This is a genomic window from Streptomyces sp. STAM6, from assembly GCF_054963715.1.
The window spans coordinates 1-20,218 of sequence record NZ_JBUEFZ010000023.1 but is presented as its reverse complement, the minus strand read 5'-3'; the positions used below and the strand labels follow the sequence as shown (position 1 = coordinate 20,218).

Below are 20,218 nucleotides of genomic sequence, written 5' to 3'. Positions count from 1 at the left end.
CGCCCGGGCCCGTCCGCGAAGGCCCGACCGCCCGCCGGACGGACGGGACTTCGCGGACGCCCCCGGGGCGGGCGCCTAGGCGCCGGAGACGAGCCGGTCGACGGCCGCCGTCCCCGAGGTGTAGCCGCGGGCCATGGCCATGGGGCCGACCGATCGGACGGACGCGGGAGCCGCGGCCGGCGCGGGTACGGCGACCGGCGGGAGCTGGGACGGTACGAGTTCCAGGCCCGGCGCCGCGGGCACGGGAGCCGGTGCGGGCAGCGGTGTGGGCGGGGGCAGCGGTGCGGACGCCGGGCTCCGGGCGGGAAGGGGCGCGGGCGGAGGGGCCGCCTGGGCCGGGAGCGCGACCGGCGAGGTGGCCGACTGCCGCACGGGACCGCCGTACAGCACCTGCTCCATCGCCGAGACGAGCAGTCGCACCTCCTGCGGCTGCCGCACCACCAGCCGCAGGAACCTGCTGGAACTGCCCACCTTGTTGCCGCACTCGCGGACCAGCACGCCGTGTTCCGTGAGCAGCCGGTCCCGCAGCACCGCTCCGTCCACCCCCACCGGCAGCCGTACGTAGGCGAAGTTGCCCTGCGAGGGATAGACGGTGAGGCCGGGCAGCGTGGACAGCAGGGTGAGCATCTCCTGCCGGTCGCGACGGGCCCGGCGCAGACTCTCCGCGTACTCCTGGCGGTGCTCCTTCAGCATGAAGACCACGGCCTCCGCGAAGGAGTTGATGTTCCACTTCGGCAGCATGGAGCGCACCCGGCCGGCCAGGGCCGGATTGGCGACGAGGTAACCGAACCGGATGCCGTGCAGGCCGAAGTTCTTGCCGAGGCTGCGCAGCACGATCACATTGGGCCGCAGGACCGCCTCCTCGACGATGCTGGTCTCCGCCGGGGCGTCCGCGAACTCCAGGAAGGACTCGTCGACGACCACCAGGTCCAGATCCTGGAGGGCGTCGCACAGCCCCAGGACCTGCTGCTTCGACAGCAGCCCGCCGTCGGGGTTGTTGGGGTTGCAGATGACCGCCGTCCGGGAGCCCCTGCTGCGTACGAACCGCACGAAGGCGTCGGTGTCGAGACCGAAGCCGTACGCCTCGGGCAGCAGGAACATGTCGACGCGCTTGCCGGTCTCCATCGGCTGGTCGGTCCAGCGCCCGAAGGTGGGCACCGGAACGGCGAGCGACTCACGGACCAGGAGGTGATCGATCCAGGTGATCAGTTCGGTGGAGCCGTTGCCCATCGCGACGGTCTGCGGATTGAGGCCGAGGACCTGGCACAGCTCGGCGGTGATGGTGTCGGCGCCGCTCGGGTAGTAGGTGAGGATCTCCCGCAGCCGGGCACCGAGCCGGTCGAACATCTCCGGCGTGGGGAAGTAGGCGTTGCACGGGATGCAGAAGTCGGTGATCCGGCCGGGTCCCGAGCCGCCTGCCCGGTCGAGCATCGCGATCGACGGACTGTGTGCGGTCGCGGTCCGGAAAAGCGTGGTGACGTCGCCGGCCATGAACTGCCCTCCCTGCCCCTGGAAGACCCGCACCGGAGGGCGCGGGCCAACGATCCATACGGATGACGGGTGGGACGGCGTTCAACGCCGGGGGCTCATGGTGTCGGCGGACCGTGACCGAGCCCGAGCCGCCGCCCGAGCCGCCACCGTGGTGGTCGCAGCCGCCCCGTCCGGTCTCCGGGGGTCCGGCGCGCGTCGGCGAAGGTGCCTCGCCGACCGGTGCGACCTCTTCCGCGGCGGGCAAGCGACCGCTTAGTATGTGCTGAGTGCGATCCAGCGCGGTACTGCCCGATCCTTGTGGGAGGCCCCCAATGCAGGCATGGCGAGTGCACCGGAACGGCGAGCCGGGCGAGGTGATGCGGCTCGAAGAGGTGGACCGGCCCACCCCCGGTGCCGGGCAGCTCCTGCTGAAGGTCCGTGCGGCGGGCATCAACTTCCCCGACGCGCTGCTCTGCCGCGGCCACTACCAGGTGCGCCCGCCGCTGCCGTTCACCCCGGGGGTGGAGATCTGCGGCGAGACCGAGGACGGTCGGCGTGTCATCGCCACTTCCGCCCTGCCGCACGGCGGTCTCGCCGAGTACGTCGTCGCCGACCAGGCCGCCGTCCTGCCCGCCCCCGACGCGCTGGACGACGCCGAGGCGGCCGCCCTGCACATCGGCTACCAGACCGGGTTCTTCGGCCTGCACCGCCGCGCCGCCCTCAAGGCGGGCGAGACGCTTCTGGTGCACGCCGCCGCGGGCGGCGTCGGCAGCGCCGCCGTACAGCTCGGCAAGGCCGCCGGCGCCACGGTGATCGGCGTCGTCGGCGGGCCCGAGAAGGCAGCCGTCGCGCGTGAGCTGGGCTGCGACCTCGTCGTCGACCGGCGCAGCGACGACATCGTCGGCGCCGTCAAGGAGGCCACCGGCGGCCGGGGTGCCGATGTCGTCTACGACCCCGTCGGCGGCGACGCCTACACCAAGTCCGCCAAGTGCGTGGCCTTCGAGGGCCGCATCGTGATCGTCGGCTTCGCCGCCGGCGAGATCCCCGCCCCCGCCCTCAACCACGCCCTGGTCAAGAACTACTCGATCGTCGGTCTGCACTGGGGCCTGTACAACCAGAAGGACCCCGAGGCGGTCCTGCGCTGCCACGACACCCTCACCGAATACGCCGCCAAGGGCCTGATCAAGCCGCTCATCAGTGAGCGGGTCGGCCTGAAGGACGCGGCGGCCGCCGTCCAGCGCGTCGCCGACGGCACCACCACCGGCCGCCTCGTCGTCCTCCCGGAAGGAGCCGCCAAGTGACCGACGCCGCCGAACTTCGCCGCCGCACCCAGGAGTTGCTGGCGACCCACCCGCCCGCCACCACCGGCCGCACCGACTTCCTCGAGGCCCGCTTCGACGCCGGACTCGCCTGGGTGCACTACCCCCTCGGCCTCGGCGGACTCGACGCCCCCCGCTCCCTCCAGGCCGTCGTGGACGCCGAACTCGAGGCCGCGGGAGCGCCCGACAACGACCCCCGCCGGATCGGGATCGGCCTCGGCATGGCCGCCCCGACGATCCTCGCCTACGGCACCGAGGAGCAGAAGCGGCGCTTCCTGCGGCCCCTGTGGGTCGGAGAGGAGGTCTGGTGCCAGCTGTTCAGCGAACCCGGCGCCGGCTCCGACCTCGCCGCGCTCGGCACCCGCGCGGTCCGCGAGGGCGACACCTGGGTGATCAACGGGCAGAAGGTGTGGACCTCCAGCGCCCATGTCGCCCGCTGGGCCATCCTGATCGCCCGGACCGACCCCGACCGGCCCAAGCACCGCGGCATCACCTACTTCCTGTGCGACATGACCGACCCGGGTGTCGAGGTGCGGCCGCTGCGCCAGATCACCGGCGAGGCCGAGTTCAACGAGGTCTTCCTCACCGACGTGCGCATCCCCGACGCCCACCGCCTCGGCGCGGTCGGCGACGGCTGGAGGGTCGCCCAGACCACTCTGATGAACGAGCGCGTCTCCATCGGCGGTATGCGCATCCCGCGCGAGGGCGGCATGATCGGCCCCGTCTCGCGGACCTGGCGCGACCGGCCCGAGCTGCGCACGCACGACCTCCACCAGCGCCTCCTCGACCTGTGGGTGGACGCCGAGGTGGCCAGGCTGACCGGTGAACGGCTCCGCCAGCAGCTCGTCGCCGGCCAGCCCGGCCCCGAGGGCAGCGGCATGAAGCTCGCCTTCGCCCGCCTCAACCAGGAGATCAGCGGCCTGGAAGTGGAACTCCTCGGCGAGGAGGGGCTGTTGTACGACGACTGGACCATGCGCCGCCCCGAGTTCGTCGACTTCACCGGTCGCGACGCCGGCTACCGCTACCTCCGATCCAAGGGCAACTCCATCGAGGGCGGTACGAGCGAAGTGCTCCTCAACATCGTCGCCGAACGCGTTCTCGGGCTGCCCGCCGAGCCGCGCAACGACAAGGACGTCGCCTGGAAGGACCTCACCCGATGACCGATCTGCCGGACCAGCCGGACCTGCTGTACTCCGAGGCCGAGGGCGACCTGCGCGCCGCCGTACGCGCCCTGCTCACCGACCGGGCCGGCCCGGCCGCCCTGACCGGGCGCGCCGAGGACGCCGCCGGTCCGTACGACCCGGACCTGTGGCGGGCGCTCGCCGCGGACATGGGCACGGCCGGCCTCCTGGTCCCGGAGAAGCTCGGCGGCCAGGGCGCCTCGCACCGCGAGGCCGCCGTGGTGCTGGAGGAGCTCGGCCGGGCGGTGACCCCGGTGCCGTTCCTCACCAGCTCCGTCGTGGCGACCGAGACGCTGCTCGCCGTGGACGCGGGTGACACCGCGACGCGGCTGCTCGCCGAGGTCGCCGCCGGCCATCGGGTCGCCGTCCTCGCCGTCCCGCTGGCGACCGCGCCCGGCTCCGAGCCGGCCGGCTCGGGCACCGTCGGCCAGGTGGCCGACGCCGCGTTCGCCGATGTCCTGCTCGTGCCGCGGCCGGACGGGCTCTACGCGGTCGACGCGGCGGACGCCACCGTCGAGCCGCAGATCCCGCTGGACCTCACCCGCCCGCTCGCCGCCGTCACGACCCCCGACGGCACGGGCACCCGTCTCGCCGACGGCGACACCGCCCGCGCCGCCGTCCGGCGGGGCCTGCTCGCCGGAGCCGGGCTCCTCGCCTCCGAGCAACTGGGCATCGCCGAATGGTGCCTGGAGGAGACCGTCCGCCACACGCGCGAGCGCCACCAGTTCAACCGGCCGGTCGGCTCCTTCCAGGCGCTCAAGCACCGCATGGCCCAGCTGTGGCTGGAGGTCGTGAACGCCCGGGCCGCCGCGAGGGCGGCCGCGGACGCGCTCGCGACCGGCAGCCCCGAGGCGCCGCTCGCGGTCTGTGTCGCCCAGATCCACTGCTCGCGCGTCGCCGTCCACGCCGCCGAGGAGTGCGTCCAGCTGCACGGCGGCATCGGCATGACCTGGGAGCACCCCGCGCACCTGTACCTCAAGCGCGCGAAGGCCGACCAGATCGCGCTCGGCTCCGCCGGCCGGCACAAGGAAACCCTCGCCGAGCTGGCCGGTCTCCCCGGCCCCCCGACCGCCCGGTAAGGACCGCGGTACCGAGCCACCCCCCTACATGCTGTTTAATTGCGAATCGTTCGCAACAACAGCTGATCTTCCCGAGGGGTGTGGCACCATGACCGCCCGATCCATACGCGGCACGGCCGCCGCGACACTGGCCGCAACCCTGGCCATCACCGCGGCGGCCTGCTCGAACCCAGGAGCCCCCGGCTCGGGTGTCGGCGGCCCGAAGGACAGTGCGGTCGTCGGCATCGCGTACGAACCGGAGTCCCTCAGCCCCCTCCTCGGCTACGGCAAGGACGGCAACTCCAAGATCTTCGACGGCCTCCTCGCCCTCGACGGCGACATGCGGCTGCGGCCCGCCCTCGCGGTCGCCCTCCCCCAGGTGAGCGCCGACGGACTGACCTACACCTACAAGCTCCGCAAGGGCGTGAAGTTCAGCGACGGCACGCCCTTCACCGCCAAGGACGTCGTCTTCACCTACAAGACGGTGCTCAGCCCGAGGACCAACAACGCCTCCAAGACCGAACTCGAAGCGCTGAAGGACGTCCGGGCGGAAGGCGACCACACCGTCGTCTTCACCCTCGCTCACCCCTACGCGCCCTTCGCCGAGCGCACCGTCCTCGCCATCGCCCCCGAACACATCGCGGGCAAGCAGGACGTCAACACCGGCCCCTTCACCACCCGGCCCGTCGGCACCGGCCCCTACATCCTCACCGACTGGTCCAAGGGCGAGAAGATCAGCTTCAAGGCCAACCCGCACTACTGGGGCGGCGCGCCGAAGGTGAAGAAGTTCACCATGGCGATCATCAAGGACGACGACGTCCGCGCGACCCGGCTGCGCTCCGGCGACCTCGACGGCGCGATCCTGCCGCCGAACCTCGCCAAGGGGTTCGAGAACGACGGCGCGAAGAAGACGTACGCCGCCAAGACCTACGACTACCGGACCGTGACCCTGCCGACCCACAACAAGGTCGCGGGCGACGCCGCCGTCCGCCGCGCCCTCGACGTCGCCGTCGACCGCGGCACCATGGTCGACAAGATCCTCGAAGGTGCCGGGAAGCCCGCCTACGGGCCCGTACCCACCGGCAGCGAATGGTTCGCCAAGGGCACCGAGCGCACCCACGACCTCGCCGCCGCCAAGAAGATCCTGGACGACGCCGGCTGGAAGCCCGGCGCCGACGGCGTCCGCGTCAAGGACGGCGTCCGCGCGAGCTTCCCGCTCTGGTACCTCTCCGGCGACAAGCTCCGCCAGGACCACGCCCTCGCCTACGCCTCCGACGCCAAGAAGGCCGGCATCGAGATCAAGACCCAGGCCGGCACCTGGGAAGTCATCGAACCGCGGATGAAGGACGACGCGGTCCTCGCGGGCGGCGGCTCGCCCGGCGACCCCGACTTCGACCAGTACCTCCTGCTGAAGTCCACCCTCGCCGGCGACGGCTTCAACAACATGGCGCGGTACGACAACCCCGCCGTCGACAAGGCCCTCGACGCCGGCCGCAGGACCGACGACAAGGCTGCCCGCAAGGCCGCGTACGACACCGTCCAGCGCGAGCTGGTGAAGAACCCCGGCTACACCTTCCTCACCCACATCGACCACCTGTACGTCGTCAACGACAAGTGGGACGGGCTGTCCACCCAGATCGAGCCGCACGACCACGGTCTCGCCTCCGGCCCCTGGTGGAACGTCGAGGACTGGACGCCCAAGGGCGCGGAGAAGTGAGCCGCCGCCTCCCCTGGGGGGCGATGGCACGCATGACCGGACGGCGGGCGCTGCTCGCCGGCCCCGTCCTGCTGGCCGTCACGTTCGGCGTCTTCGCCGTCGCCGCCGCCTCCCCCTTCGACCCCGTCAAGGCCTACGCCGGCACCGCCGGCCTCACCGCCTCGCAGGAGAACCTCGACCAGCTCCGCGCCAACCTCGGAGTCGACCAGCCACTCGTCTCCCGCTGGTGGCACTGGCTCACCGCCGCCGTCACCGGCGATCTCGGGGACTCCGCCGTCATGCGCCAGCCCGTCGCCGACGTCATCGCCGAGCGGATCGGCTGGTCCGCGCTGCTCGCCGCCACCGCCTTCGCCGTCGCCGTCCTGCTCGGCACCGCCCTCGGTGCGCTCGCCGCACGTCGGCAGGGCGGTTGGCTCGACCGGTGCGCCAGCTCCGCCGCGTACACCCTGGAAGCCGCCCCCGCCTTCTGGCTCGGCCTCCTCGCGATCTGGTTCTTCGCCCTGAAGCTCGGCGCGCTCCCGGCCGGCGGACTGACCGACACCGGGAGCGACACCGTCACCCCCGGCCAGGTCGCCTCCCACCTCGTGCTCCCGGCACTGGTCCTCGGTGTCTCCCAGTTGCCGTGGTTCTTCCTCTACGTCCGCCAGGGTGTCGCCGACGCCCTCGACGAGGACCCCGTGCGCGGCGCACGCGCACGGGGGCTCGGCGAACGCACCGTCCTCCTCGGCCACGCCCTCAGGTCCGGCATGCTGCCGATGCTCACCCTCATCGGCTCCCGCGTCCCCGAGCTCATCACCGGCGCGCTGCTCGTCGAGACCGTGTTCAGCTGGCCGGGGATCGCCGCGGCGACCGTCCAGGCGGCCACGTCCGTCGACTTCCCGCTGCTCGCGGCGCTCACCGTGCTCGCCACGGCGGCCGTCCTGCTCGGCAACCTGTTGTCCGACCTGCTGTACGGACTGGCCGACCCGAGAGTGGGCTTCGATGGCTGAGCCCGTATGGACGTCCCACGGCCGCACCCGCCGCTCCACCCGCACCGTCCGCGTCACGGTCTCCGCCGCCGTCGCCGTCGCCGTGGTGCTGGCCGTCCTGGTCGTCCCGCCGTTCGTCCACCTCGACGAGCAGGCCGTCGACCTGTCGATGAAACTCCGGCCACCGTCCTTGGCGCACCCCTTCGGCACCGACGACGTCGGCCGCGACCTGCTGCTGCGCTGCGTCTACGGCCTGCGCGTCTCCCTGCTCGTCGGCCTCGTCGCGGCGCTCGTCGCCACCGTGATCGGCACCGCGGTCGGCGCGGCGGCCGCCGCCTTCGGCGGCTGGACCGACCGGCTCGTGATGCGGCTCGTCGACACCTCCTCGTCCGTGCCGCACCTACTGCTCGGGATCTTCGTCGTCGCCATGTTCCGCCCCGGCCTGGGCCCCGTCATCGTCTCGGTCGCCCTCACCCACTGGCTGTCGACCGCCCGGATCGTCCGCTCCGAAGTGCTGTCCCTGCGCGCCCGCCCCTACATCGACGCAGCGATCTCCGGCGGCGCCTCCCGGTGGCGCGTGACCGTCCGCCACCTGGTCCCCCCGGTACTGCCGCAGGCCGGGCTCGCCGCCGTCCTGATGGTGCCGCACGCCATGTGGCACGAGTCGGCCCTGTCCTTCCTCGGCCTCGGGCTGCCCGCCCACCAGGCCAGCCTCGGCACCCTGGTGCAGACCGCCCGAGGCTCGCTGACGGCCGGCGACTGGTGGCCGACGCTCTTCCCCGGACTCTTCCTGATCATTCCGACGCTCGCCGTCGCCGGACTCGCCGGCGCCTGGCGGGAACGGCTCGACCCGCGCCGCCGATCGGAGCTGATGCTGTGAGCCCCGTCCTGTCCGTACGGGACATGTCCGTGCGCTTCCGGATGCGCGGCGGCCGCCACGTCGCCGCCGTCACCGGCGCCACCTTCGAGCTGGCCGCGGGTGAGTGCCTCGCCCTCGTCGGCGAGAGCGGCTGCGGCAAGTCCGTGCTCGCCTCCGCGCTCCTCGGGCTGCTCCCCGGCAACGCCCAGACCTCCGGCACGGCGGTCGTCGACGGCATCGACCTGCTGTCCGCCGCCGAACGCACCCTCGCCCGCAGCGTACGGGGACGGCGCATCGGCCTCGTACCCCAGTCCCCGGCCGCGCACCTCACCCCCGTACGCACCGTGCGCGCACAACTGGAGGAGACGGTGCGCGAGCTGACCCGCACACCGAGGCGAGAACGCGCCGGGGCCGTCGAGGCGGCGGCCGAACGGGCATCGTTCCCCGCCGGACACCTGGACCGCTACCCGCACGAACTCTCCGGCGGCCTCGCGCAGCGGGCCGCGACCGCCCTCGCGCTCGTCGGCGACGCGCCGCTGCTCCTCGCCGACGAGCCGACCACCGGCCTCGACCGCGACCTCGTCGAGCGCACCGCCGACGAGCTGCGCCGCCACGCCGACGACGGCCGCGCCCTGCTGATGATCACCCACGACCTGGCGGCCGCGGAGCGCATCGCCGACCGGGTCGCGGTGATGTACGCGGGCCGCATCGTCGAACTCACCGACGCCGCCCGCTTCTTCGGCGCACCCGGCCCCCGTCACCCGTACGCCCGCGGACTGCTCGCCGCGCTCCCGGAACGGGACTTCACCCCCATCCCCGGCATGCCGCCGGAGCTGGGCGCCCTCCCTGACGGCTGCGCCTTCGCCGCGCGCTGCGACCGTGCGACGGACACCTGCCGCGCCGTACCGGACTTCCGGGACGGCGTCGCCTGCCACCACGGCGAGGAGACGGCCCGTGCTTGAACTCGACACCGTCACCGCCGGCTACGACCGCCGCTCGCCCATCTTCCGCGGTGTCTCCCTCTCCGTGGCGCCCGGGGAGGCCGTGGGACTCCTCGGCCCCAGTGGCTGCGGCAAGTCCACCCTCGCCCGGGTCGCCGCCCTGCTGCACCGGCCCGACAGCGGGCGGGTCGTCGTCGACGGCACACCCGTACGCCGCTGGCGCCACCGTGCCCCGCGCGACCTGCGCACCGCCATCGGCGTCGTCTTCCAGCAGCCCCGGACGTCGGCCGATCCCCGGCTGCGGCTGCGCGACGTGATCGCCGAGCCGCTGCGGGCCACCGGGCGCCGCGCCGGGGCCGCGGACCGGGTCGCCGAACTCGCCGGGACGGTCGGCCTCACCGACGACCTGCTGGCCCGCCGCCCCCACGAGGTCAGCGACGGCCAGCTCCAGCGTGCCTGCCTCGCCCGCGCCCTGGTGCTCCGGCCCCGCTGGCTGGTGTGCGACGAGATGACCGCGATGCTCGACGCCTCGACCACCGCGGCCCTGGTCGCCGCGGTCGAGAACTACCGCCGCGAACACGGTGCGGGCCTGCTCGCCGTCGGACACGACCGGGTCCTCCTGGAACGCTGGTGCGACCGGACCACCGACTGGACGGACAGCCTGCCCGCCGCATGAACCGAGCCGGTCAGGGCAGGAGCCGGGAGGAACGCCGGAAGGACAGGCTCCGGGCGGGGCGGAGCGGGAAGGAATGGGTGCGGGTTCCATGACCGACACGTTCAGGCTGGGTGCTGCCGACGACGACGCCACACGCGACGAAGTGGCCAGGCTGCGGGACGAGGTGCGCCATCTGCGGGCCCAGGCCCGGACCAGGCCGCTGATCGCGGAGGCACAGGGCATCATCAGGGAGCGCTACCGGCTCACCGACGCGGAGAGCGCCTTCCTGCTGATGCAGCACGCCTCCCAGCGGTTCAACGTCAAACTGCGCACCGTCGCGGAAGCACTCGTCCGGGTGCCGCCCCCGGACACGGGTGCCGCGCACTGGTTCCCGGGACGGGTCCGGCATGAGCCACCCAACCTGGACATCCTGGCCGTCGACGCCACCCGCGCGAACCGCGGCGAAGTGCTGCGCGCGGTGCTCTCGCAGACCATGGCCGTGGTCGGCACCGACATGGGCAACGTGCAGATCGTGGACCGCGCGGCGCGCGGTCTGCGGATCGAGAAGCACGCCGGGCTCAGCGCCGAGTTCGTCGACTTCTTCGACTTCGTCGGCCCGGAGGGCACCTCCTGCGCCCAGGCGGCGCGGGACGTCGCCCAGGTCACCGTCCCCGATGTCGCCGTCGCCCCGGTGTTCGACGAGGATTCCCGCCACGCGATCCTCGCCGCCGGCAGCCGCTCCTGCCACAGCGTGCCGCTCACCCACAACGGCCGCTGCGTCGGCATGGTCTCCGCCCACCTCGACCGCCCCATCGCGGGGCTGCTACCCGCCCAGCTCAAGGCTCTCGGTCACACCGGACAACAGGTCGGCGCCTGGCTCGCCTGGTACGACCGCACGGTCGTCCTCGACGCCCTCGAATTCCTGCACGCCACGGCACGCCGGCCGAATCCCCGGCCCGGGCGGCGCAGATGAGTGCCCTGCCCGTCCCCGCGCCGCCCGCCGCTTCCCCGGGGGCCCGGTCCCGCTCAGGGCGACGGAGCCCCCCGGCGGCCCGGCCCCACTGCCCGTGAATCAGCAGCGAGCCGCCACCCGGCCGGTCGCCGGACCGCCGGCCGCCTGAACCGCCGGATTCCGGCCGACCTCCGAGCGCCGACCCACACCCTGCCGGGCAGCTATTCAAGTTTGACTACAATGCTCGTCGTGACCGACAAAACCATCCCGCTGCTCCCGTGCCGGACCATCCAGCCGGTCCTCGACTTCTACACCGCCCTGGGGTTCGAGACGACGTTCCTGCAGAAGAGCCCCTATCCCTACGCGGCCGTCGAACGCGGCACCGTCCAGCTCCAGTTCTTCGGCATGAAGAACTACGACCCCTCTCAGTCGTACTCCGGCTGCTACGTCGTCACCGAGGACGTCGACGCCCTCCACGAGGCGTTCCGCTCGGGCCTCAAGGCGGCGTACGGAAGGATTCCCAGCCGTGGACTGCCCCGCATCGGGCCGCTGAAGGACATGTCCTACGGGATGCGGCAGTTCCTGATGACCGACCCGGGCGGCAACACCGTCCGCGTCGGGCAGAAGATCGACGAGGACCAGAGCCTTCGCCCGGTGCCCCGGGGGGCCTTCGCCCGCGCGCTGCACCTGGCCGATCTGTTCGCCGACTCCAAGCAGGACCTGCCGGGGGCGGCAAGGATCATCGACCGCGTGCTGGAGAAGGAGGACGAGCGGCCCACTCCCGTACAGCACGTGCGCCTGCTCGTGCTGCGCGGAGACATCGCCGCGCGGCTCGGGGACGACGACCGGGCGGCCGGACTGCTCGACAGGGCCGCCGCGTTGCCCCTCACCGAAGGCGAACGGGATTCCGCGCACGACGCGTTGGCCCGGCTTGCCGAGCTGCGGGCCGGGGGCGCGGCACACCGGGCGCCGGGGCCGTTGCCGGAGAGGGATGGCACAGTGGGCCGCACCGGGCCGGAAAGGGGACGAGGGGCACATGGGTGACTACTTCGAGCGGATCGTCGATGTCGAGGTGACCGGCGAGGAAGCCGGGCTGCTCGCCGAGCGGATGGTGGACTGGATGGTCGCCGAGGGGGTGCTCACGCGCGAGACATCGGGTACCGGCGTGTACAGCGACGGCGTGGACGAGGGGTATGTGCCCGGCCCGAACTGGGCGCGGGCGGTGGCGGAGTCCTCGGATCCGACCTGGATACCCGGGCCGGTCGCGGTCCTCGTGGGCCGTGAGGACCATGTCGGCGGTCAGGGGGAGCACGCGGCGGACAGTGCCACCTGCCCCGGGTGCGGCGCACGGACCGTGATCATCGACTACCCGGAGGCGTTCGAGGCCGACGAGGAGGCGTGGCGGCCGTTCAGGGACGGCATCACCGCCTGGAAGGAGACGGGGGAGGGGAGCGTGGCCTGTCCCGCCTGCGCGGCGTCCGTCCCGGTGACCGAGTGGGCGTTCGGCGGCGGGTTCGACCTCGGGGCGCTCGCCTTCGACTTCTGGGGCTGGCCGCCCCTGGCCGTGGCCTTCCGCGCGGAGTTCGCCGCGCGGCTCGGGCACCGTACGACCGAACAGATGGGCAAGTCCTGACACGGCGCGCGGCGTGACCCCGCGCCCCGCGCTGTTCGGCCGTGCCCTGCGGACCGGTGGCCTGTGGACCGGTGGCCTGTGGACCGGTGGCCTGCGGACCGGTGGCCCGGTGTGCGCTGTCCGCGGGGCGCCGGACCGGCACCGACAGGGCGGCGTTCATCGCTTCTCCCTCATCCAGCGGGCGAACGCCCCCAGTCCCTCCTCGGGGCCGCGGCGGCCGACACCGACCCGGAACCGGTCGGTGGGTGTCTCGGTCAGCTCGGACCGGTAGATGCTCGCCGGCAGCAGCAGGACCCCGGCCTCCGCCACCAGCCGCGCGCAGAACTCCTCGACGCCCTCCGGTCCCCGGTACCGCGGGTACGCCACGCAGCCTCCGTCCGGGGCCCGCCACTCGAAGTCGTCAGGGAACTCCCGGAAGAAGGCGTCGAACACCGGCAGATTCCGTGCGATCAGGGAGCGGTTGCGGTCCAGGATCGTGTCCCGCGCCTTGAGCGCGATCCTGGCCAGGACCTCGCTGGGGGCGGCGTTGCAGATGGTCGTGTAGTGCTTGGCGCGCTCCAGGCGTGAGCGCAGCTCGCGGTCGCGGCAGGTGATCCAGCCGATCCGCAGGCCGGGCAGGCCCAGGGACTTGGAAGTGACGTTCAGCGAGAGGGCCCGCTCCGACAGGTCCGCGGCCTGGGGGAGCGTGCGGGCCGGGTCGCGCTCCAGACCGCGGTACACCTCGTCGCTGAACAGCCGGACGCCCCGCTCGTCGCACAGCCGGGCCAGGGCCGTGAACTCGTCGACGCCGATCACTTTGCCGGTCGGGTTGTTGGGGAAGTTCACGGAAACGAGCCGGGTGTGCGGGCGGATCGCCGCGGCCACCTGGTCCAGGTCCAGCGCCCAGTCCCGTGCCGGATCCAGTGCGACGCCCGTGACGTCGCACAGCGACAGCGGTACGGTCTCGGCGGCCTGGTAGTTCGGCGTCACGACGACCGCGTGGTCGCCCGGGCCCAGAAGCACCTGCATGGCGAGGTAGAGGGCCTCCTCCGCGCCGGCGAAGCAGATCACGTCGTCAGCGTCCGCGTGTGCGTAGGTCCCCGCGATCACCTCGCACAGCGCGGGGTCGCCGAACGTCTGGGTGTACCCCAGCGACAGGCTCCCGAAGGCGCGCCGGTCCTCCTCGTCGGCCAGCGCGAGCAGTTCGTCCAGCGTCATCGTCTGCGCGTCCGACGCGGTCAGATGATGGCGGGCGGCGAACTCCCAGCGGGAGAAGTACGTTTCCAGGCGGAAGTCGGGCAGCCGGGTCATGGTGTGGTCCTCCGGGCTCGGTGCTCGGCGAGCAGGGCGTAGATCGTCGAGCGCGAGGCCTTCAAGGCGCCGGCGACGACCGGGACCGCACGGCGGACCGCGAACACGCCGGCCTCGTCGAGCCGGGCGATCGCTTCGAGGCGGTCCTCCTTGCCCAGCCGTTCGACCGGTCGCCCGCACTCGCGCACATAGGCGCCGACGACGTGCTGGACCCGCTCCGTCCAGTCCTGTTCGAACAGGGGCTCCGGGCGGCCGACGGCCGGGGCGCCGAACGCGGACAGCACGGCCGCCGCCTGCTCCAGCGGTGTTCTGTCGAGATTGACGCAGAGCACCGCGGACGGCCGCCCCTCGCCGTCCCGCAGGACCGCGCTGACCGAGGAGAGCCGTCGCCCGTCGGCCAGCAGCTTCTCGTACGGCCCGTACACATCGGCCGCCGACGGGTCGAGCACGTCCAGTTCGCCCAGCAGCGAGGGGTCGCCCGGGCGGCGCCCGCTCATCGGGTTCCAGATGCCCAGCACCCGGTCGGTGTCCGGGTCGTGCAGCACCACTTCGGCATACGGCCCGAGCAGCAGTGCCACCGCCCGGCACGCGGGGCCCCAGGCCCGCACCCGGGCGTCCGGGCTCTCTTCGACGCTCTCCATGGGTGGACCCTACGTCCAATCTGGACAGAAAGTCCAGGCGGGTGTTGACCGGCGCCCTGGCGACGAATCGTGCGTGCGGCGGGTGCGCGGGGCGAAGGGGGCCGGCCGGCGACACATCGGCCAACTCCGCCGCGATCAGCCCCGGGTGGCGGCCGGGGGAGCGCATACTCGGTCCCGTCGCAGCCGCCCAGCGCCCACAGGAGACCAGCCATGGCGCCCCTGTCCCGCCGCTCCGCCGTCCTCGCGCTCACCGCCACCGCCGCCGGGGGTCCAGCCCTCCCCGCACAGAGCGCGTCCGCGGCCGAGGCCCCCCACCTCACCTCCGGACACCTCACCTCCGGACACCTCACCTCCGGACACCTCACCTCCGGACACCTCACCTCCGCGCGGCCACTGCGCCGCGCGCACGCGCACAACGACTACCTGCACGAACGCCCCCTGCACGACGCCCTCGCCCAGGGGTTCACCAGCCTGGAGGCCGACGTGTTCCTCGTCGGCGGCGAACTCCTCGTCGCCCACGAGCCCGCCCAACTGGACCCCACGCGCACCCTCCGCTCGCTGTACCTCGACCCGCTGCTGGCCCGCGTCGAGGCGAACCACGGCTCGGTGTACCGCAGGCACCGCCGGCCGGTGCAGCTCCTCATCGACATCAAGGCGGACGGCGCCGCCGCCTACCTGGAACTGCACCGCCAACTGTCCGCGTACCGGCGCATGCTGAGCTCCTGCGCCGACGGCCGTGTCCGGCTCGGCGCCATCACGCCGGTGATCTCCGGAGACCGTGCGGCGCGCGCCCCCATGGAGGCCCAGCGGACCCGGTACGCCTTCTACGACGGCCGCCTCGACGACCTCGCGGCCGCCGCACCCGCCTCCCTCATCCCCCTCGTCAGCGGCAACTGGAACCACAGTTTCGGCTGGCTGGGCAGCGGTCCCTTCCCCGTCGCGGAGCGGAACCGGCTGCGCGCGCTGGTCTCCGCCGCCCACCGGTCCGGCCGGCGCCTCAGGTTCTGGGCCACGCCCGATGTGCCCGGCCCCGCCCGCGACGCCCTGTGGGCCGAGTTGCTGGCCGCCCGCGTCGACCACATCAACACCGACGACCTCGCGGGACTCGCGCACTTCCTGCACCACTGGGGCGAGTAACGGGTCGCGGCCAGGTAATACCCGTTCGGCGGACATGCCGTACGGCCGTACGGCGCCGCCGCTCCGCCAGACTGGCCGCCGAATGCCGCACACCCGGTGCGGCGGCCGAGGAGGGTGACCATGGCCGTGTCCGTCTCAGTGGTGGTGCTTCTGCTGGTCCTGGCGGTGATCTTCCTGCGCAACGGCGGCCTGAAGATCTCCCACGCGCTGGTCTGCGGCCTGCTCGGGTTCTTCCTCGCCAGCACCAGTCTGGCGCCGACCATCTACCACGGGGTCTCCGCCACCGCCGACGTGGTCAGCAGCTTCAAGCCCTGACCACGCCGCACACCCGGCCCCGGCGGCTCAGGCCGCCCCGACGAAGAGACCGATCCCGTTCGGCACCGCCCGCTGGACCCCGCCGCTGGGGTGGTTGAGGACACTCACCCTCGACGCCCCGCCGACCCTGGCCACCAGCGTGGAGGACCCCCCGCCGTCGAGGTTGACCGCGTCCGAGGCCCCCAGCTCCCGCATGACCTCCGCGACTTCGACGACGGTGAGACCGGAGCGGAACTCGGGCGAACCGTCCAGCGCGAGGAGCAGCAGCCGACGGCCGTCCTCCGCGACCCCGGCGGCCGTGCGCACCGCCGCCGTCACACCGTCCATCCCGCCGAGCGGCGCACTGCCCCGCAGGACCGGAGAACCCCCCACCGCGAACCGGTACCCGACCCGCGCGTCGTCCCCGGCGGGCACCAGCTTGTGCGTGACCCGCACGTTGTCGCCGACCGCCAGCTTCCGCAGTTCCCGGGCGCCTGCCTCCCGCCCCACCAGGACCTGCGTACCCGCGGCGATCGCCCCGCGGCCGGGGGTCTCCGCCACTGCGGCGACCTTGCCGCCCCGCAGTGTCACCTCGTACGTCTCGTCACTGCAGGGCGCTCCCCGCGAGGTGTCCGTGCCGCACGTGGAGCGCACCCGGGACGCGCTGCCCCAGTCCTTGTTGAACACGCCCACCGACCCCACCGGCAGCGCGTACTGGTTCAGCCCGCGCAGCGGCAGCACCCCGTCCGGCGTCGAGACCGCCCCGCTCAGCGCCAGTTCGCCCACACGGGCCCGGCCGTCCTCGCCGACCCCCAGCACCTGGCGGGTGTTCGTCCCCGGCGGCAGGACGGGCCCGAAACGCTGGCCGTTCGGCACGGCGGCCTTCAGCGCACGCCCGTCGGCCACGGCCGGGCCGACCGCCGAGTGCGTCGCCTCGACCCCCGGATGCTGCGTCTCCGACAGATGGAAGAAGTCCCCGTTGATGCCGCCCACCGCGCCCGCGCCGTCGGCCAGCGAGGACACCGCGGAACGCGCGGCGACGAAGCCCGGGTACAGCAGCCCCACCGACACCCGGGCGTCACCGAGGTCCGCCGACAGCAAATGGGCACGGGCGGTCCCCCGGGCCGACGGGATGTCCAGGTGCCGGTACTCCACGCCTGTGCCGACGCGGGCCCAGGCCGGCTCGGCCGCGGTCGCGGACGGAACTCCGGCGAGTCCTCCGCCGATCAGTGCGCTCCAGCCCAGAGCGACGAACAGGATCGTACGCATCCGCGCGCCACGTCGCGTGGCCCGCCGCCGTCTCACGGTCACGTTCCCCCCAGTTGTCAGGGCAACTCATCCAGGTCGCAGAAGAGTTGCCCGGACACACGTGACCGCGAACCGAACATCCGCGAACGGACCAGGGAACATACGCCGTTAGGGTGCGCCCCCACCCCCTCGCGTCACAAACGCACCGGACGCACCGTCAGGAACGCGGCCCCGCGAGGCGGTTCCGCTCCATCCAGCCCCGCGCGTAGTCCACCGCGTCGGCGATCCCCACCAGCCGGGAGCGGGCCGAACCCACCATGCCGTCCCGGACCACTCCCGGGGCGGCGTCGCGCTCCAGATCCGCGCCGAGGTCCGCGAAGTCGCCGTCGTCGAGTTCCGCGTCCTCGTACTCCCACCAGCGCCGCGCCCCGCCCTCGCGGATCACACAGCGATACGAGCGCCGGCGCGGAGCCGGCACCCGGTACTCGGCCAGATGGAACGCCGTGCACCGGTCGAAACCCGTCCCCAGCAGCAGGATCTGGGCGCCCAGGTCATACAGCCGGCCCAGTGGTGAATCCTCGCCGAGATGACAGTCCGGCCGATGGTCCGAGACGACCTTCTCGGCATGGGCGCCGAGCGCCGCGAACGACGTCTGCGGGTGGGCGCTGCGCAGCGCGCCCCAGGCCGTCCGCACGAGCTCCGGCAGTACCCCCACACCGGTCGCCGGCATGGTCTGCGCGTCGTACGGCGGCATCGTCGCGCGGACGGCCGCCACCTCCGCCGGACCCAGCCCCCGCACCCGCTCCCGGTACGCGGGCGACGTGTCCGAATTGTGGGCCGTGAACGTCGGGACCACGACGGTGCCCCCCGGGCCGAGCGCCGCGCGCACCGCCCGCAGCACCCCCTCACCGCCGCCCGCCACCGGGCCCAGCGCACGCAGCGAGGAATGCACGAGCAGGAAGCCGCCCCGCTCGACCCCCAGCGCGACGAGCTGGGCGGTGAGACGACGCTCCGTGTGCGGTGCCCGGAGCGTCCGGAGTGTGTCCCGTGCTCGGATCGTGCGGCTCCCGGTCGCGGTCAAGGCTCACTCATTCCCGCCGTCCCCGCCCGGGGCACGGCTGCTGGTTCATGCCGGCACATCGTAGACGCGGAGACCGCCTCGCCGGATGCCAGAAGAAGCCAAGGTTCTCCCATGTCCCCTTGTACGAAAACGGAGTTCGACCGCCGAGGGGCCGAACGCGCCATTATCCGGAGCCTCCCGCGGGGCCGTCGGAGAGCGCGCGGCGCACCGTCCGCAACTCCTCCTCGGGGTCGGGAACCGAGACCGCGAGGCGGCGGAACGGAGCCGCGTGCCGGCGCAGGTCGACACAGAGCACGGGCCCACCCGCCCGGACCACGGCGAAGTCCTCGCCGCCGTCCGGCAGGCGCCGCGTGCCCGCGCTCAGCCGGCCCGGGACGCTGAGTCCCCTGCCCGGCATGCCGCGCAGCGCACGCCACCAGTCGGGTTCGACGGACACCCCGCTCACCGCCGACACCGGCACCCGGACGTCGCCGTGGCGAGCCGCGGCCCGCTCCCGCCACGCCAGGTGCACCACGAGGTCCTCGCCCTTCACCGCCAGACGGGCCATGCGTCGCAACCTCCCGGGTCAGGCGGGCGGGTCCGCCCGCCCCTCGTCGGACACCGCGCGTGCGGGCGGACCCGTCACGGCGACCTGGGCGGGCCGCAGCAGATGGTCGCCCACCCGGTAGCCGCGCCGCAGCACCGCGGAGACCACGGGCCGGGCGGCCCGCTCGGACTGTGTGTAGGTCAGCGCCTCGTGGTCCTGCGGGTCGAACGGCTCGTCCCGCTCGCCGACCGGCAGCAGGCCGAGCGCCGCGACCTGGCGCTCCAGTTCGTCCGCGACGGCCGTGAAGGCCATGCCGTCCGCGCCGTGTTCCCGGGCCCGGTCGACGGTGTCCAGCACCGGCAGCAGTCCGGCCAGCACGTTCGACACGGCGATCTCGCGTACCGCCAGACGGTCCCGCCGCACCCGCTTGCGGTAGTTGTCGTACTCGGCCTTGAGCCGCTGGACGTCCGCCGTCCGTTCGGCGAGCCGGGCGCGCAACCGCGCCACCTCGTCCGCCGCCGCCGACGGCACGGGCGGGGAGGGGGCGGGCGGCGCGGCGGAGGAGGGCGCGGCCGGAACGGCGGGTGACGGCGCCGGGGGCGGTTGCCTGGGCGTACGGACCGGCCCGCGCTTCTCCCGCGGCCGGTCCCGCAGGGCCTCCTGCCGCAGCCGCAGGGTGACCGGGTCGATCCTGCGCCTGTCATGGACCACGACCGACGGGTGGTCGCCGTCACCGCCGGACGAGGACGGGCCCCTGGGGAAGGTCATCCGGCACCGCCCTTCTGCTCGTCGTCGACGATCTCCGCGTCGACGACCTCGTCCCCGTCGCCGCTCCCCGCGGCCTCGTCCCCACCGCCGGCCGCTCCGGCCCCGCCCCGGCCGGCGCTGCCCTCGGCATCGCCCGGGCCCGCGGCCCGGGCCTGCGCGTACATGGCGGAACCGATCTTCTGCGCGACCGCGGACAGCTTGTCGCTGGCCTCGCGGACGGCGCCGGTGTCCTGGCCCTCCAGTGTGGTCCTGAGCTCCGCGACGGCCGCCTCCGCCTCCGACTTCACCTCACCGGGGATCTTGTCCGGGTTGTCGCGCAGCAGCTTCTCGGTCTGGTAGACGAGGCCCTCGGCCTGGTTGCGGGTCTCGGCCGCCTCCCGGCGCTTGTGGTCCTCCTCCGCGTACTGCTCGGCCTCGCGCATCATGCGGTCGATGTCGTCCTTCGGCAGCGCGGAGCCGCCGGTGACGGTCATGCGCTGT

General features: G+C 73.3%; 21 protein-coding genes. 13 read left to right on the top strand and 8 right to left on the bottom strand.

All coding sequences use genetic code 11. From position 1 onward, the window contains the following. Positions 1-75: 75 nt before the first annotated feature. Positions 76-1,491 carry a pyridoxal phosphate-dependent aminotransferase gene (locus ACY34K_RS23615; RefSeq protein WP_462750332.1) on the bottom strand — a complete coding sequence of 472 codons (1,416 nt, stop codon included), beginning with the start codon at positions 1,489-1,491 and terminating at the stop codon, positions 76-78. 311 nt (positions 1,492-1,802) lie between these two features. On the opposite strand from ACY34K_RS23615, the gene ACY34K_RS23610 reads away from it, so the two are divergent. The 11 genes from ACY34K_RS23610 to ACY34K_RS23560 all read left to right on the top strand — a co-directional run bounded on the left by ACY34K_RS23610 (position 1,803) and on the right by ACY34K_RS23560 (position 12,753). Next, on the top strand, positions 1,803-2,771 hold the full coding sequence (locus ACY34K_RS23610; RefSeq protein WP_462750330.1) for an NADPH:quinone oxidoreductase family protein: 969 nt from the start codon (positions 1,803-1,805) through the stop codon (positions 2,769-2,771). Further along, the gene (locus ACY34K_RS23605; protein ID WP_462750328.1) at positions 2,768-3,949 is read left to right on the top strand and encodes an acyl-CoA dehydrogenase family protein; all 1,182 of its coding nucleotides are present in this window, start codon (positions 2,768-2,770) and stop codon (positions 3,947-3,949) included. The genes ACY34K_RS23610 and ACY34K_RS23605 overlap by 4 nt, the downstream gene beginning before the upstream one ends. Further along, positions 3,946-5,049 carry an acyl-CoA dehydrogenase family protein gene (locus tag ACY34K_RS23600; RefSeq protein WP_462750326.1) on the top strand — a complete coding sequence of 368 codons (1,104 nt, stop codon included), beginning with the start codon at positions 3,946-3,948 and terminating at the stop codon, positions 5,047-5,049. The genes ACY34K_RS23605 and ACY34K_RS23600 overlap by 4 nt, the downstream gene beginning before the upstream one ends. 88 nt (positions 5,050-5,137) lie before the next feature. Beyond that, complete coding sequence (locus tag ACY34K_RS23595; RefSeq protein WP_462750324.1) at positions 5,138-6,745, top strand: ABC transporter substrate-binding protein; 1,608 nt, start codon at positions 5,138-5,140, stop codon at positions 6,743-6,745. A 23-nt stretch (positions 6,746-6,768) separates the two neighbouring features. Next, positions 6,769-7,734 carry an ABC transporter permease gene (locus tag ACY34K_RS23590; RefSeq protein WP_462750322.1) on the top strand — a complete coding sequence of 322 codons (966 nt, stop codon included), beginning with the start codon at positions 6,769-6,771 and terminating at the stop codon, positions 7,732-7,734. Further along, positions 7,727-8,593 carry an ABC transporter permease gene (locus tag ACY34K_RS23585; RefSeq protein WP_462750320.1) on the top strand — a complete coding sequence of 289 codons (867 nt, stop codon included), beginning with the start codon at positions 7,727-7,729 and terminating at the stop codon, positions 8,591-8,593. Before ACY34K_RS23590 ends, ACY34K_RS23585 begins: the two co-directional genes overlap by 8 nt. Before the next feature lie 23 nt (positions 8,594-8,616). Beyond that, entirely contained in the window at positions 8,617-9,534 is a 918-nt protein-coding gene (locus tag ACY34K_RS23580; protein ID WP_462750488.1) for an ABC transporter ATP-binding protein, read from the top strand. Then, the gene (locus ACY34K_RS23575) at positions 9,527-10,189 is read left to right on the top strand and encodes an ABC transporter ATP-binding protein (protein ID WP_462750318.1); all 663 of its coding nucleotides are present in this window, start codon (positions 9,527-9,529) and stop codon (positions 10,187-10,189) included. Before ACY34K_RS23580 ends, ACY34K_RS23575 begins: the two co-directional genes overlap by 8 nt. Before the next feature lie 88 nt (positions 10,190-10,277). After that, positions 10,278-11,141, top strand: a complete 864-nt coding sequence (locus ACY34K_RS23570) for an ANTAR domain-containing protein (protein ID WP_462750316.1) — start codon at positions 10,278-10,280, stop codon at positions 11,139-11,141. 228 nt (positions 11,142-11,369) lie between these two features. After that, complete coding sequence (locus tag ACY34K_RS23565; RefSeq protein WP_462750314.1) at positions 11,370-12,164, top strand: bleomycin resistance protein; 795 nt, start codon at positions 11,370-11,372, stop codon at positions 12,162-12,164. Then, positions 12,157-12,753 carry a hypothetical protein gene (locus ACY34K_RS23560; RefSeq protein ID WP_462750312.1) on the top strand — a complete coding sequence of 199 codons (597 nt, stop codon included), beginning with the start codon at positions 12,157-12,159 and terminating at the stop codon, positions 12,751-12,753. The genes ACY34K_RS23565 and ACY34K_RS23560 overlap by 8 nt, the downstream gene beginning before the upstream one ends. A 156-nt stretch (positions 12,754-12,909) precedes the next feature. On the opposite strand, the gene ACY34K_RS23555 is transcribed toward ACY34K_RS23560, so the two are convergent. Beyond that, the gene (locus ACY34K_RS23555; RefSeq protein ID WP_462750310.1) at positions 12,910-14,043 is read right to left on the bottom strand and encodes an aminotransferase class I/II-fold pyridoxal phosphate-dependent enzyme; all 1,134 of its coding nucleotides are present in this window, start codon (positions 14,041-14,043) and stop codon (positions 12,910-12,912) included. Further along, the gene (locus tag ACY34K_RS23550) at positions 14,040-14,684 is read right to left on the bottom strand and encodes a helix-turn-helix transcriptional regulator (protein WP_462750308.1); all 645 of its coding nucleotides are present in this window, start codon (positions 14,682-14,684) and stop codon (positions 14,040-14,042) included. Before ACY34K_RS23550 ends, ACY34K_RS23555 begins: the two co-directional genes overlap by 4 nt. Positions 14,685-14,894: 210 nt before the next feature. Here ACY34K_RS23550 and ACY34K_RS23545 point away from each other — a divergent pair, with 210 nt between their 5' ends. Further along, positions 14,895-15,821 (top strand): phosphatidylinositol-specific phospholipase C/glycerophosphodiester phosphodiesterase family protein, encoded by a 927-nt coding sequence (locus ACY34K_RS23545; RefSeq protein ID WP_462750306.1) that lies wholly within the window; start codon positions 14,895-14,897, stop codon positions 15,819-15,821. 120 nt (positions 15,822-15,941) lie between these two features. Further along, a complete protein-coding gene (locus tag ACY34K_RS23540; RefSeq protein WP_462750304.1) occupies positions 15,942-16,136 on the top strand; it encodes a hypothetical protein in 195 nt (64 codons plus the stop codon). 27 nt (positions 16,137-16,163) lie between these two features. On the opposite strand, the gene ACY34K_RS23535 is transcribed toward ACY34K_RS23540, so the two are convergent. The 5 genes from ACY34K_RS23535 to ACY34K_RS23515 form a co-directional block, all read right to left on the bottom strand. Further along, positions 16,164-17,384 (bottom strand): phosphodiester glycosidase family protein, encoded by a 1,221-nt coding sequence (locus tag ACY34K_RS23535; protein ID WP_462750302.1) that lies wholly within the window; start codon positions 17,382-17,384, stop codon positions 16,164-16,166. A 196-nt stretch (positions 17,385-17,580) separates the two neighbouring features. Continuing rightward, on the bottom strand, positions 17,581-18,420 hold the full coding sequence (locus ACY34K_RS23530) for an AAC(3) family N-acetyltransferase (RefSeq protein ID WP_462750486.1): 840 nt from the start codon (positions 18,418-18,420) through the stop codon (positions 17,581-17,583). A 187-nt stretch (positions 18,421-18,607) separates the two neighbouring features. Beyond that, the gene (locus ACY34K_RS23525; protein WP_462750300.1) at positions 18,608-18,991 is read right to left on the bottom strand and encodes a hypothetical protein; all 384 of its coding nucleotides are present in this window, start codon (positions 18,989-18,991) and stop codon (positions 18,608-18,610) included. Between the two features lie 18 nt (positions 18,992-19,009). Beyond that, positions 19,010-19,738 carry a nucleotide exchange factor GrpE gene (gene grpE / locus ACY34K_RS23520; protein WP_462750298.1) on the bottom strand — a complete coding sequence of 243 codons (729 nt, stop codon included), beginning with the start codon at positions 19,736-19,738 and terminating at the stop codon, positions 19,010-19,012. Beyond that, the coding region (locus ACY34K_RS23515; protein WP_462750296.1) for an Hsp70 family protein at positions 19,735-20,218 on the bottom strand (484 nt) is incomplete at its 5' end. The genes grpE and ACY34K_RS23515, both read right to left, overlap by 4 nt.